This window comes from Soonwooa sp., assembly GCF_032062245.1.
Taxonomy (GTDB): domain Bacteria; phylum Bacteroidota; class Bacteroidia; order Flavobacteriales; family Weeksellaceae; genus Soonwooa.
In genome coordinates this window covers 42497-57361 of sequence record NZ_DAMBQF010000006.1, presented here as the reverse complement: position 1 = coordinate 57361, position 14865 = coordinate 42497, and the positions used below count along the sequence as shown (strand labels likewise).

The window sequence follows — 14865 nt, the reverse complement described above, 5'->3', positions numbered from 1 at the left end:
AATCGTGATTTTTATTCAAAAACTAAAATTAGAATTGATATGAATTTTTCTTGATACTTTATCATTTGAAAATTATTAAAATCTAAGTATTTTTGCCCATGAAAACAGTATAAAATGTTTAAATTTTTAAAGAAATTAATTTTAGTAATAATCATTGCTAACATCCTATTCATAGCACTTGGCCTATTTTTTAATCCACCAATAACGTGGACGCAATTGGGTGGTATTATTAAATACGGAAAACTAGAGCGCGATTATATTTCTTATGACGACATGGGAAATAATGTAAAAAAAGCGGTGATAGCGTCCGAAGATCAATTATTTTTTACGCATAACGGTTTCGATACAAAAGCCATACAAAAGGCATTAAAACACAACGAAAAGAAGGGTGAAATCCGTCGTGGCGGAAGTACGATTTCTCAACAGACTGCAAAAAATGTTTTTTTGTGGCAAGGTAGAAGCTGGTTCCGAAAAGGATTGGAAGTTGTTTATACATTTATTATCGAAAAAGTTTGGGGCAAAGACGTTATCCTTGCGCGTTATCTTAACTCTATCGAAATGGGACAAGGCGTTTTTGGTGTAGAAGCAGCATCTAATTATTACTTTGGTAAAAGCGCTAAAGATTTAACAAAAAGCGAAGCCGCTTGGATCGCTGTTGTGTTACCTAATCCAAAAAAATACGATCCAAAAAATCCTACACCTTATTTGCGCAAAAAGCACAATTGGGTAATGCGCCAAATGAATAACATTGTTCTGAAATAATTATCTTTGCAAGACTTATGGCTTTAAGATTAAAAAACAGAGACAATTTTAGTATGGTTCTAAAAAAATATTTTAGTGCCAAAAACGAAACTTTTTCTCTAGATCCGCTTGCTGAACTAATAGCTGCGGTAAAAAAAGAAGACATCGGCGTTTTTGTAGCTTATCTTAAAGATAATCACCATATTACAGAAAACCTTAGTTATTATATTCATAATATTTTTAAAGATAAAACCTTCAATCTATCTTTGACAGAGGCGGATATTTTATCCGAAAACGCTTTCTTCCCTGAACTGAAAAAACGACTTCTAAATAAATTTCTGCCAAGCATCGAAAACGAAGACACTATTTGGTACCTCGTAGATGTTGTTTCGGTTACACCAAAAAAAGATTTAGATTTTTTCATTAATTCGCAAGAAGATAAACTAAGTGAGCTTTTTAGACTTTTGAAAGTTGACCGCTTTGTTGCTAATCCTTATGTGAAACGAGAATTGCTTTTTGCTTTCAATGTTTTAGCATGGCGCGTTATCGGGAATGCGATGGATGTGGAAGTTATGAAGATGGTACCTAAGTATCGTAATCTCGATAATCCATTTTTGGCTTTACAAAACGAATTGGATATTTTAATAACACAATTCAAAGAAGATCCTAACTTCCAACTCAACTCAAAGGATGAAGTTTACAAGCAGATAAAAGTCTATCTACAACAATGTCAAGATTTCGTAAATATCGCTTTTAAGAACAGCGGAAAATATGGAATTTCTAGTAAGATTAATCTTTATCTTTTAAAGATTCGTCAGCAGTTGACGAGGATGTCCGATATCCTACAAATCTTTGTTATTGACACACCTGAAGATTACGTCGTACGATCAAAACAGTTGTTTCTCAATATTCTTCGCTACAAATCTCATAAGAATAATGTACAAGATTTGATCTCTGACAGCACACGATTGATGTCGCACCTAATTACCAACCACACGGCAGAAACAGGAACGCACTATATCACCTCTAACGCTAAAGATTACATGAAAATGTTTTGGAAAGCTAGTGGTGGCGGTGTTATCGTTGGAGCACTTTGTGTTCTCAAAATGTTGTACGGTAGTCTCGAAGGTAGCGATTTTAGTCACGCATTTTTGTATTCGCTTAACTATGCGATGGGTTTTGTGATGATCTACCTCATGCATTTTACACTTGCGACCAAGCAACCTGCAATGACAGCGGCGACTATGGCAAAAGTGCTTGCTGATGGAGAAAGTAGAAAATCAAACTTTACAGATTTTGCGCATTTGGTTTCAAAATTATTTAGAACGCAGTTTATTGCCTTTGTTGGAAACGTCTTGCTGGCATTCCCGATTGCGCTGGCGATTGTATATGGACTCGAAGTTTTATTTAAACAAAATTTTGCCATCGACAAATCGACCAAGTTGCTGACCGATCTCAACCCTTTTGAATCAAAAGCTATTTTCCATGCTTGTATTGCTGGTTTTTTCTTATTTATTTCTGGGATTATTTCTGGTAATATTGGCAACAACTCTATATTTTACAAAATACCAGAACGTATTGCGAAGAATCCATTTATCAATTATTTCTTCGGAAACAAATTTGCGGAAAGCCTATCTAAATATTATTCTAAAAACTGGGCTGGGATTGTCTCTAACTTTTGGTTCGGGGTTTTCTTAGGCGCGACGGCGCCTATCGGTTTGTTTTTCGGATTAGACCTGGATATTCGACACATTACCTTTGCGGCTGGTAACTTTGCACTAGGACTTTATGGTAAAGACTTTTCTGTAGATTCTTACACGTTTTGGATAGGCTTTGTCACCGTATTTTTAATTGGATTTTTCAACTTTATTGTCAGCTTTGGACTATCGATGATCTTGGCGTTCCGTTCAAGAAAAATGAATACTACAGAAGTGGGCGCCATCTTTAAAGAAATCTTTAATTATTTTATCAAAAATCCTTTGAGATTCTTTATTCCGATACGCTCAAGACTAGACGGAAAAGCGCAAGAATTAATGGAAAAATCAAAATCTTCTACAAAACCAAAAGATCTTTAAAATCGAAATCGTCGCCAAGATTGGTTTTAATTTTATTTAAATAAAAACTTTTTCGAAGTCTAAAATCATTTTTTAACAAAGGTGATTTTATCTTTATTAAAAGTTGATCTGCATCAATATTAACCGATTCTATCTCATTAAAAAGATTAGTAGAAAGATAATCTTGTAAGAAATCTTTAACCTCAAAGGCCCGAAGTTTTGACTCAAATCCGTGGATTCTTGCAAAACTCTTTACCAATTCCGAAGACAAAAACTCTCTTTTCTTTTTCTTTCCCATTATTAAAGCTTTTCAACAATATTTTTTTTCACTTAAATATTAATCACAAAGGAATACGGAGGATATAACCAACATCTTTTCGGGGATAAAACACTTTTTTTATACGAGCTGTCATTTCATAGAAAAATCAACTCGAACTGACGTTAGTTTATACCGAACGAAGCTTAATTATATTAAACTACCAAAACCTTAAAGATGTCATGTAAAGTAGCTCCTTTGATCTAAAATTAAAAAGTATAGCTATTGCGTTTTAATTATTTTTTAGCCAAGCTACAATCGCTTTTCTGCGACGATGTAAAATTAAAATTTAAAAAACAAAATCACTATCTTTGCACGCGATTATTTGAAGCAAATTCAATATTCAAATTATTAAATATTAACTAAATAAACATCGACATATAATGAAATGTGGAATTGTAGGACTACCTAACGTTGGAAAATCAACACTTTTTAACTGTCTTAGTAATGCCAAAGCGCAATCTGCGAACTACCCTTTCTGTACTATCGAGCCTAATTTAGGGACGGTTTCGGTACCAGATCCACGACTTTTCGAACTTGAAAAAATCGTAAATCCTGAGCGTGTTTTGCCAGCAGTTGTTGAGATTGTTGACATCGCAGGACTTGTAAAGGGTGCGAGCAAAGGTGAAGGTCTTGGTAATCAATTTCTGGCTAACATCCGCGAATGTGAAGCGATTATCCATGTTTTGAGATGTTTTGATAATGGTAATATTATCCACGTAGAAGGTTCTGTTGATCCACTTCGTGACAAAGAGATTATCGATATCGAGCTTCAGCTTAAAGATCTTGAAACAATCGGAAAAGCAGTTGACAAAGCAAAAAAATTCATCAAATCTGGTAAAAAGGAAGATATCTTGACGTACGAAACTTTACAAAAGCTTCAACAATTTGTAGAGGACGGAAAAAACGCAAGAGAATTCCCAGTGGATGATTTAACAAAGTCGATTATCGACGAAGTACAGTTGTTGACAAATAAGCCTGTTCTTTACGTTTGTAATGTTGACGAAAACTCAATTAAAAACGGTAACGACTGGATTGCTAAAATCGAAGAAATGGCGAAAAATGAAGGCGCTGAAGTTGTTGTTCTTGCAGCACAAATCGAAGCTGACATCAACGAGCTAGAGTCTTATGAAGAGCGTCAAATGTTCCTAGAAGAGCTAGGTCTAGAAGAGCCAGGCGTTAATAGATTGATTCGTCAAGCCTATGCATTATTGAAACTTCAAACTTACTTTACGGCAGGTGTTAAGGAAGTTAGAGCTTGGACAATCGGGAAAGGTTGGACGGCGCCACAAGCTGCTGGTGTTATCCATACAGACTTTGAGAAAGGCTTTATCCGTGCCGAAGTTATCAAGTACGACGACTACATGACTTACGGTTCTGAAGCTAAAGTAAAAGAGGCTGGAAAGCTTTCTGTAGAAGGTAAAGAATACATCGTACAAGATGGTGATATTATGCACTTTAGATTTAATGTTTAATTAAATTTTTAGTTTAAATAAATTATCAAAACACTTGCTTTTAGGCGAGTGTTTTGTTTTTTAGTACATTTGGTCAACTTAAAATATTATTTATGATTAAAAAACTATCTTTTGCAGCTTTATTTTTAGTAGGCTTTGCAGGTTTCTCACAAACTGTAATTTTCAGTGAAGATTTTGAAACAGAATCTGGGCGTAATTCCTGGATTAATGAAGATCGAGACGGTGATGGCGAAAAATGGGAATTTGACAATTCAGAAGTTGATGCTTTTTCTGGATATTATGCTACATCATGGTCATGGTTCATGGAAGCTTTTACACCCGACAACACATTGACAAGCCCTATTATTAATTTGCCAAACAATGCAGATAAAACATTGTCCTTAAAGTTTGATATTGGCGCTTTTGATGCTGACTACTTTCAAGAGCATTATGCTGTTTATGTGATTCCGGCAAGCTCAAATTTTACAGGAACTGAAACGCCTGTTTTCGAAGAAACGCTTGATGCTGGATATATGCAGGAAGCAAAACACGTTAATGTCGACATTAGCCAATATGCGGGACAAGCTGTACAAGTTGTATTCAGACATTATAATTGTACGGATCTTTTAGTTTTGATATTAGATAATATCCAAGTTATTGAGGAAGCTAAACTTGCTACATCTGATGCAAACAAAATTGGTATTAAAATCTACCCAAATCCAACTTCTGATTTAATAAAAGTTGAAGGTCTTAACAACATCGAAAAAATTCGTGTTTTTGATATGTCTGGAAATATCGTTTTGGAAACAAAAGCTTCTGAAGCCAACATCCAAAACTTAACTTCTGGTCACTATCTTGTTAATATTTATTCTGGTAAAGATGTAATCTCTAGAAAGATTATTAAAAAATAACTTTTCATTAAATTAAGGAAACAAAAAAAAGCTACTCAAAATTGAGTAGCTTTCTTATTATGTGTTTTTGCCTGATTGATTATTTATTATTTAGCGATAACTAATTTCTTAGAAGTCGATTTACCATCGTAATCCACTTTTAAGAAGTAAACTCCAGAACCTAATTGAGATAAATCAATTTTATCCATGCTCTTACCTGAAGATTTTACATCTTTTTTTGATGAAACCAGACGACCTTCTGCAGTGAAGACTCTGTATGATACATTTTTAGCATCAACTTCCATGGTAAAGATACCATTTTTCGAAGGGTTCGGATGGATAACGACCTCTTTAGCAGCATCTACATTACTTGTTGCTAAGTCTGAGTTAATTTTAAATTTAACCTTGTTAACGTTTAAGAATACATTATCAATAGCCTTGATCATGATTCTTGCATTATCGCTTACACCTAATCCTCCAGGGACTGTAAATGTATATGTACCATTATTTGGTGTACTCGCTACCAACTCATGAGGGAAGGTTAAACCACCATCTGTCGATAATAAAATCTGCACATTGGCAGTATTAACTGGGGCAACATTTGTATTTGCAACATCCCAAGTAATTGTTTGTGTTGAACCTAAATTCCAAACGATATCTGCGGCATTTTGAGAAGTTACAAGGAAAGGTCCAGCTTCAACAGATACCGTCAACTTAACATCATCTCTACCAGACTGTCCACCAACCGGATTGTTATCTCTAACTAAAAGTGAGAAATTAAGAGATCTTGCTACGTTAGAAAGTTTTTCCCAAGATCTATAATTAGCTTGGGCATTCATGTTAGGATTATAACCTTCGATAATCGTTGATAATCTTGGGAAGTAACGCTCTGGAGAAACTGTCGCAGTCATTGATCTAAACATTGGGCCTACCGCGTTCGCAGGTCTTGGCGGCATTGTTGCTGCACCAGTATCTATTTGTTCCCAGTTATAAGTAATGGTATCACCATCTTGGTCAGAGCCAATCCCTTTAAGTACAAAAGGTGTTTCTTTAGGGATCGTTCTATCTGGACCTGCATCTGCAGTTGGCGCATTGTTACCTGTGGGTGTATTAACACTACAGCTAGCTGCACCTGTAACATGAGCGTACATCTCTCTTATACTCACCGAGTGGAAGTAAGCATCACTATTACTTTGAACATTTGGCGAACAAATACCAGCATACCCCATAATAGTACTAGCACTACCTGGCTCAATTGATGTTCCATCGTTTCTATTACAGTTATTATTTTGTGTATGGTTAGCACCAAACTGATGCCCCATCTCGTGTGCTACGAAGTCAATAACAAATGGATCGCCCACGGGATTTGCAGAACCCGTTACACCACCTGCTTTCAAATTGCTATTACAAACAGATCGAAGATAAGCTACACCATTGTCATTTCCTTGTTGTGCTTGGAAATATACGTGACCAATATCGTAATTTGGTTTTCCAATTAAGTTATCAACAGCCGTTTGGTTAGTCCCAAGCATAGAAGATGCACTTAATGGATTATAATTATCCGAATCGATAAAGATCAATAAATCGTTATTAGGCACTAATTCTAGTTTAACAGATAGATCGTTACCGTATACTTCGTTAAGTCTATTAACTGTTAAGTTAAGAGCTGCCATAACTGCTGTTTTCTTCTCAGCATCAGTACCATTACCAACTCCAGCTGCATTTGCTGTATATGACGTGTATTCTACAGCAGTAGCCAAAGCGAGTCTATACTTACGCATTTGACCGTCTTTAACTGTTTTGCTTTGGCTAGCATTTTCCATTGTTTGATGGATTTCCTTTTCGCCGTGCTCATCAAAAAGACAGTTAAAATTACGTGCTGAAGACGCATTCTTACGATTATACATCATGTAAATCTTATTATCTTTAGAATAAGAATCAATGTAATAAATTCCTTGCGAATTTCTTACGCTTGCATTAAATCCAAAATATGGATCGTATGTAAATGTAATTCTCGTTAAAGGATCTCCAACTTTAACCCCTGTGAAAGATCTAACATCAGCATATTTTGCTTGTAGATCTGGGTGCATTGTAGAAGATTCTACCACTTCAAAAGTATCTGTAGTACCTTGCTCATTAGGGAACTTCATTAATGTTTTCCCTGAGTTTTTTCCGATAGCTGATAACTGCGCTTCAAACTGAGAATTGTTAAGACTCACTAATTTGTAATCTGTTACAGTAATTGATCTTTCTCTTGCATTAGACACATTCTTTGTAGCAATGTTCATCCAAGAATTTTGTTGAGCGTAGAAAGCTCCAGTAGACATTAGAGTTACCCCTAACCCCAATAATAATTTTGATTTCATTAAAATTTATTTTGCGACTATATTATTTTATTTTTTCTAAAATTAAATTTTTAGGACTACTTTTAATTTTTAAAATTAAAACAGGATGCGTTTGTTTTGCTTCCTTATATTCCCAGTTTTCAATTTTTTTATATTTTACAATAATATTTTTTTCATCATTTTGAATACTTTCGATTTTAATATCTGAGTAATCTGTTGCAGAACTTGCCTTTGGCTTTACAACTAATAGACTTTCACCAGCTTCTATAATAGGAATAGGCGCAGAACGTTTGAATTGTGGATCTTGCAGTTTATTATAGAGATTTGTAACTTCATCCATTGTTGATAATGCAAAAATTTCTTTTGAATCAAAATCTTTGTTCAACCTCCGCTCCTCTGTATATTCTACTTTTTGCATTGTTTTACCTTTTTGCGCATGCATGCTAGAAGTGCCATTACATGACATTAAAGACAATCCAATTGCTATTGTTGTAAATATTTTCATCTTTTTCGGTAAATATAGAAATAATATAGCAAAAAATAAAATTAATCTACATTTGAAATAGCAAAAACGGCAAAACTAGCTAACCAGTGATCACCGCCATAATTACTACTAAAGATTAATGGCATTCCGTTTTTTAAGAAATGTTCCGCCGTATCTTCAAATTGCTTTTTAAGTGGATGACTATTTGATAAAGCTCTGGAAATCCCCTTCATACACCAAGCTTTACTAAAGGACAAGCCCGCCAAATGTACCGTTTGATAATCTGACAAATCGCTTACAATTGGTATTTGAGAAATATTTTCGAGACTTCTTTTATCATAAAATTGATCCAACCAATTTTCAAAATCTTTTTGTGAAAGTACACGACGCATAAGATCGGCTATCTCCAAACTTGGTGAGAAAAAGTCCGAACCATCTGGCTCTAAATAGGCAGGCGTTTTTTCATCTTTTAAATAAAAATTTTTAACCTTTTGTACCAATTGATTTTCAAAATCTTTATCGCCAATTTTTCTCGCCCAATCGATGGCAAAGCCTATTGCAAAAGCAGAATTGGGATGAACGCCTGTTCTGTTAGGATAAGTTTGTTTAGGAAGATAATCTTTCCACATTCGCAAAATCTCATCTGTAAGAGGTTTCATATTTTGATGCCAAGTCCTAGCTTGTGGTGTATCCCAAGTTGCTAATTCTTCATCAAGTTTTAGGATCCAAGCCCAACCGTAGGTTCGTTCAAAGTTTTTTGCGAGATCATATTTAGTAAAATATTGTGCTTCCTTTTTTAGAGATTCGGCATTGAAACTTTTGTCTAAAATCTTTGTGATGCGCCAAGATTGTGCAAGATTTGGTTTCTCTTTTAAAATTTTCAATAACATCCAATGTCCATGAACAGAACTATGCCAGTCAAAACAACCATAAAAAGAAGGATGCAGATCTTTTGGTGATAAGCTAACTTCTTGTAAAGAGTTGATAATATGAGCAGTCTTGTTTGGATATTCTTGCTCAATGCATTTCAAAGGCATCTCGGATAACTTAGTTGCTAACGCATCTGTTAATTGAGTTTTTTGTGCAGATAGACTTATCGATGCAAAAGCTAAAAGGCTTAGATATTTAATTAATAATGATTTAATACGAAGTTTAAAAATACAAAAATCCCTTTCATTACTGAAAGGGACTTTTTTTATTATTTCATGCTGATAACTTTATCAACGACATACACTGTATTTCCTCGCCACGGCAAGCTACCATGATATTCTTTGTAATGTAAATCGAAATACTTTCCGCTATTAAGTTCTAATTGTTTGAAAACAGCTTCATCTTCGATAGAAAATTCAAACTGATTGCTTCCAAGTGCACCACCAACTTTGGTAGTACCAAACCCTTCTTGGATCAACTTTCCTTCATAGGTTTTGAAAACATTTCCTTTTTTAACAGCATAGTTTAGATAACCAGATTTAACGCCTTCTCCAAATACAAAATAAAATTTATACCAAATAAAACCACCTAGTAAAAGCACTGCTACCGCCAAAAAAATCCAAAAATATTTCATGATAATTTATGTTTAATTGATAAAGATAACAACAAATTATTTCTTAGCAATACTTCTAGAGATCACAATCTTTTGGATTTCTGAAGTACCTTCGTAGATTTGTGTAATCTTCGCATCACGCATCAATCGTTCTACGTGATATTCTTTAACATAACCATATCCGCCGTGTATTTGTACCGCTTCGATAGTTGTATCCATCGCAACTTGAGACGAATAAAGTTTTGCCATAGCGCCACTTTCTGAGATATCTTTACCAGCATCTTTCTCAACTGCCGCTTTGAAACAAAGCATTCTAGCCGCTGTAATGTTAACGTGCATATCAGCTAATTTGAAAGCAATCGCTTGGTGGTTGATAATCTCTGTACCGAAAGCTTTTCTTTCTTTAGCATATTTAAGCGCCAATTCGTAAGCACCAGAAGCGATACCTAAAGCTTGAGACGCGATACCAATTCTACCACCGTTAAGAACCGCCATTGCAAAGTTGAATCCGAAACCATCTTCGCCAATTCTGTTTTCTTTTGGTACTTTAACATCTGTGAAAAGTAAAGAATGAGTGTCACTTCCTCTAATTCCTAATTTGTCTTCTTTAGGACCAATTTCGAAACCTTCCCAACCTCTCTCTACGATGAAGGCGTTGATACCTTTATGCTTTTTCTCTGGATCTGTCTGCGCAATAACGATATAATAAGCAGCGTTACCACCATTAGTAATCCAGTTTTTAGTACCGTTTAATAAATAATAATCACCTTTATCCTCTGCAGTTGTACGTTGAGATGTTGCGTCAGATCCAGCTTCTGGCTCAGACAATGCGAAAGCTCCGATAACTTCTCCACTTGCAAGAGGTTTTAGATACTTCATTTTTTGCTCTTCGCTAGCAAATTTCTCTAGGCCAGCACATACTAAAGAGTTATTAACTGACATTACTACCGCAGCAGAAGCATCAATTTTTGCAATTTCTTCCATTGCAAGAACGTAAGATACACTATCAAGACCAGCTCCTCCGTATTTTGGGTCAACCATCATACCTAGGAAACCAAGTTCTCCCATTTTCTTAACTTGTTCTGTCGGGAATTTTTGATGTGTATCTCTTTCGATAACACCAGGAAGTAATTCAGTCTGAGCGAAATCTCTAGCTGCCTGCTGAATCATCAGTTGTTCTTCTGATAAATTAAAATCCATATCAATTACTAGTATTAATTGCTCGTAAATTTACGATTTTTACGAAAATTATAACGATATGTATCGAATAAAATACATTTTTGTCATTTAGTTAAAAAAAACTATATTTACGAAAATCTACTTTTTATTAAATTCAATTTAAAAATTATCAAATATTTAACGATATGTCTGTTAAAAGAACGTTTGATTTTGCTCATAAGGCTCTAAATCAATATCCTAAAAATGATGCTTTGGTTACGAAAAAGAATGGGGAATGGAAAAAAACGTCCACCTTAGAGTTTATTAACCAAGCAAACAAAATTTCTCGAGGACTGTTAAAACTAGGGATAAAACCTGGTGACAAAATCGGATTAATTACAAGCAACAACCGTACAGAATGGAGCATTATGGACTTGGGGATTTCTCAAATCGGCGCTATTTCGGTGCCTGTATATCCAACCATTTCGGAGGAAGATTATGTGTATATTTTTAATAATGCCGAAATAAAATATTGCTTCGTATCAGATGTTGATTTATACAAAAAAATGCAGGTTGTAAAGCCTGAGGTGTCATCTTTGGCTGGTGTTTTTTGTTTTGATGATGTCGACGGCGCACCTAATTGGAAAGAAATATTAGATCTTGGAGAAGATGATGCGACACAGCAAGAGGTAGAAGATTTATCAAAAGGCATACAAGAAGATGACGTAGTGACATTAATCTACACTTCTGGTACAACTGGACGTCCTAAAGGCGTGATGCTGACACACCAAAACATCGTGTCAAATGTATTGGGAAGCGACTCTCGAATCCCTAGAGATAAAAGCATTAATTATAAAGACCTTCGTGCATTAAGTTTTTTACCGATTTGTCATATTTTCGAAAGAATGGTTTATTACATTTTCATCAATAATGGATTTTCTATTTATTATGCGGAAAGCATTGAGAAAATCGGAGAAAACGTGAAAGAAGTAAAACCAAATTATATGACAGTTGTTCCGCGTTTGGTAGAAAAAGTTTACGATTCCATCTATAATAAAGGAACTGCAGCTGGTGGTCTTAAATCTAAAATTTTCCTTTGGTCAATTTCGATTGCCGAAAAATACAATCTACAAGCGCCAAAATCTTTTGCGCACATTATTGCTGACAAACTGGTTTTCAAAAAATGGAGAGAAGGCTTGGGCGGAAATTTAATAACATTAGTTTCAGGTTCTGCGGCGCTTTCTTCAAGGTTAAACAGAATGTTTCAAGCTGCGGGAATCCCAGTTTTGGAAGGTTATGGCTTAACAGAAACATCACCAGTTATTTCGGTTAACAGTTTCGAAAAAATGAGATTAGGCTCTGTAGGCGTTCCACTAAGTAATGTCGATGTTAAAATAGCTGCTGATGGGGAAATTACAGTAAAAGGACCTTCTATTTTTGGCGGTTATTATAAGGACGACGAAAAAACGCAGGAAGCCTTCACAGAAGATGGTTATTTCAAAACGGGCGATATTGGACACATTGACGACGATGGATTCTTATTTATCACCGATAGAAAAAAAGAAATGTTCAAAACTTCTGGAGGAAAATTCATTGCACCTCAAGTTATCGAGAATCATGCTAAAGCTTCAAAATTCATTGAGCAAATTATGGTCGTTGGCGATGGTGAAAAAATGCCAACCGCTTTGGTACAACCAGATTTTAATTTTGCGCAAAACTGGGCTAAAATTAAAAATCTCAACATTGGTACTACACTAGAAGAAATGGCAAAGAGCCCAGAACTAAAGGAAAGAATCATGCAAGAAATGGAAACGCTTAATAAAAAATTAGGCAAGTGGGAGCAGATTAAAAAGATTGAACTCACACCAAAAGTATGGTCAATAGATGATGGACTACTAACACCGACTCTTAAACTTAAACGTAAAGCCATCAAAGAAGCTTTCAACGATTTGTATGAAAAGTTGTACGACAGAAAATAGTTAACATAAAAAGCTATCCATTGGATAGCTTTATTTTTTTGAAAAAACTCATAATTGTTATATTTGCATTCAATCTTTGTTACAAGCAACATGACATTAACTCGAATTTTCGATATTCCTTATATTACACTAGAAAAATATCCAAAAAAAGACTACATCAATGACAAAATTGGTGGAAGTTGGAGAAATCTTTCAACTGAAGAATTCATTACAAAAAGCAATCAATTTTCTAGAGGTTTAATAAAATTAGGTTTAAAAAAAGGTGACAAAATAGGACTTATCACCACAACCAACAGAACCGAATGGTGCATTATCGACCAAGCAGCTTTACAACTCGGTATTATCACGGTTCCTATCTATCCATCGATTTCGAAAGCGGATTTCGTCTATAATCTTGACGATTCGGATTCGTTATTTTGTTTTGTATCAGATGAAAAATTATTTAATAAAATTAATGAAATCCGTGATCAACTTCCCTTGATGAAGGAGATTTATACTTTTGATAAAGTTAATGCTGCTAAACATTGGGAAGATATTTTAGAACTTGGGAAAGACGACAGTCTTCAAGCTGAAGTTGACCAAATAAAAAAAGAAATTTATCCAGACGATTTAGTGTCGATTATCTACACTTCTGGAACGACAGGAAAACCAAAAGGTGTGATGTTAACGCACAACAATATCGCCCAAGACATCATTGGTTGCGAAGACAGAATCCCGCGCAGACAGGGCAACGACAGTCGTGCATTAAGTTTTTTACCAATGTGTCACGTCTTCGAAAGGATGATTTTCTACCTTTTCACTTACAATGGTTTTGCTATTTATTTCGCTGAAAGCACAGACAAGCTTAGTGAAAATCTTCAAGAAGTAAAACCGCATTATATGACTGTTGTTCCGCGTGTTATCGAGAAAGTTTATGATTCAATTTATAAAAAAGGAACCGAAGCTGGCGGCATCAAAAAAAGTATTTTCTTATGGTCACTCAAAATTGCCGAAAATTATAAACTTGGAGCACCAAAAAGTTTCTTCCACAAGATTGCTGACAAATTGGTTTTCTCTAAATGGAGAGCTGGTATTGGAGGTAATATTTTAACTTTAGTTTCTGGATCTGCGCCACTTTCTACACGACTTAATATTATGTTTCAGGCAGCTGGCATTCCGATTCAGGAAGGTTATGGTTTGACAGAAACTTCGCCTGTAATTTCGGTTAACAGTTTTGACTTTATGAAAATGGGTTCCATCGGAAAACCTCTTTTTAATGTTAATGTTAAAATAGCCGAAGATGGCGAAATAACGGTTAAAGGACCAACGGTAACCCAAGGTTATTACAAAAATCCAGAACTAAGTAGAGAAGCTTTTGATAATGAAGGCTACTTCAAAACAGGTGATATTGGACATTTAGATAAAGATGGATTCCTTTTTATTACAGATAGAAAGAAGGAAATGTTCAAAACGTCGGGCGGCAAATATGTTGCGCCACAAGTCATCGAAAATCTTGCGAAGGCTTCTTTATTTATTGAACAAATTATGGTTGTTGGCGAAGGTGAAAAAATGCCAACAGCACTTATACAACCCGACTTTGACTATGCTAAAAAATGGGCGAAAGATAACAATGTCAACATCGGGACGACGCCTGAAGAGATTGCGAAAAGTCCAGAACTAAAAGTTGCCATCGAAAAAGAAATGAAAAACATCAACAAGGATCTTGGCCATTGGGAACAAATCAAAAAAATAGAATTAACGCCCGAGATTTGGTCTGAGGAAAACGGTATGTTGACACCAACTTTGAAGTTAAAACGTAAAGTGATTAAAGAACATTTTATGGATCTTTATAACAAACTTTATGATAGATAATATAAATAAAATGGCTACCAAATTTGGTAGCCATTTTTTTTAATAAATTA

Annotated in this window: 12 protein-coding genes; 6 read left to right on the top strand and 6 right to left on the bottom strand. The window is 35.0% G+C overall.

The annotated features are described in order from the left end of the window. Positions 1–114: 114 nt before the first annotated feature. Positions 115–762 carry a monofunctional biosynthetic peptidoglycan transglycosylase gene (mtgA, locus tag RT037_RS05245; RefSeq protein WP_313028624.1) on the top strand — a complete coding sequence of 216 codons (648 nt, stop codon included), beginning with the start codon at positions 115–117 and terminating at the stop codon, positions 760–762. A gap of 17 nt (positions 763–779) precedes the next feature. After that, on the top strand, positions 780–2816 hold the full coding sequence (locus RT037_RS05240; protein ID WP_313028621.1) for a recombinase: 2037 nt from the start codon (positions 780–782) through the stop codon (positions 2814–2816). On the opposite strand, the gene RT037_RS05235 is transcribed toward RT037_RS05240, so the two are convergent. Continuing rightward, positions 2794–3093: a hypothetical protein gene (locus RT037_RS05235; RefSeq protein ID WP_313028618.1), complete on the bottom strand. Its 300-nt coding sequence runs from the start codon at positions 3091–3093 to the stop codon at positions 2794–2796. The two genes, RT037_RS05240 and RT037_RS05235, sit on opposite strands and share 23 nt — an antisense overlap. 401 nt (positions 3094–3494) lie before the next feature. On the opposite strand from RT037_RS05235, the gene ychF reads away from it, so the two are divergent. Then, positions 3495–4586: a redox-regulated ATPase YchF gene (ychF, locus tag RT037_RS05230; RefSeq protein ID WP_079667096.1), complete on the top strand. Its 1092-nt coding sequence runs from the start codon at positions 3495–3497 to the stop codon at positions 4584–4586. Between the two features lie 92 nt (positions 4587–4678). Then, a complete protein-coding gene (locus tag RT037_RS05225) occupies positions 4679–5476 on the top strand; it encodes a T9SS-dependent choice-of-anchor J family protein (protein WP_313028617.1) in 798 nt (265 codons plus the stop codon). Positions 5477–5562: 86 nt separating this feature from the next. Here the strand turns inward: RT037_RS05225 and RT037_RS05220 are convergent, their stop codons facing one another. The 5 genes from RT037_RS05220 to RT037_RS05200 all read right to left on the bottom strand — a co-directional run bounded on the left by RT037_RS05220 (position 5563) and on the right by RT037_RS05200 (position 11027). Further along, positions 5563–7821, bottom strand: a complete 2259-nt coding sequence (locus RT037_RS05220; protein WP_313028615.1) for a reprolysin-like metallopeptidase — start codon at positions 7819–7821, stop codon at positions 5563–5565. 22 nt (positions 7822–7843) lie between these two features. Beyond that, on the bottom strand, positions 7844–8305 hold the full coding sequence (locus RT037_RS05215) for a hypothetical protein (protein WP_313028613.1): 462 nt from the start codon (positions 8303–8305) through the stop codon (positions 7844–7846). A gap of 41 nt (positions 8306–8346) precedes the next feature. Next, on the bottom strand, positions 8347–9321 hold the full coding sequence (locus tag RT037_RS05210) for a DUF2891 domain-containing protein (protein ID WP_313028612.1): 975 nt from the start codon (positions 9319–9321) through the stop codon (positions 8347–8349). 161 nt (positions 9322–9482) lie between these two features. Continuing rightward, a complete protein-coding gene (locus RT037_RS05205) occupies positions 9483–9848 on the bottom strand; it encodes a hypothetical protein (protein ID WP_312323336.1) in 366 nt (121 codons plus the stop codon). A 36-nt stretch (positions 9849–9884) separates the two neighbouring features. Further along, the gene (locus RT037_RS05200) at positions 9885–11027 is read right to left on the bottom strand and encodes an acyl-CoA dehydrogenase (RefSeq protein ID WP_313028609.1); all 1143 of its coding nucleotides are present in this window, start codon (positions 11025–11027) and stop codon (positions 9885–9887) included. 164 nt (positions 11028–11191) lie between these two features. On the opposite strand from RT037_RS05200, the gene RT037_RS05195 reads away from it, so the two are divergent. Both RT037_RS05195 and RT037_RS05190 read left to right on the top strand, forming a co-directional pair. Next, positions 11192–12964 carry a long-chain fatty acid--CoA ligase gene (locus RT037_RS05195; protein WP_313028608.1) on the top strand — a complete coding sequence of 591 codons (1773 nt, stop codon included), beginning with the start codon at positions 11192–11194 and terminating at the stop codon, positions 12962–12964. Between the two features lie 90 nt (positions 12965–13054). Next, positions 13055–14815: a long-chain fatty acid--CoA ligase gene (locus RT037_RS05190; protein WP_313028606.1), complete on the top strand. Its 1761-nt coding sequence runs from the start codon at positions 13055–13057 to the stop codon at positions 14813–14815. Positions 14816–14865: the final 50 nt, after the last annotated feature.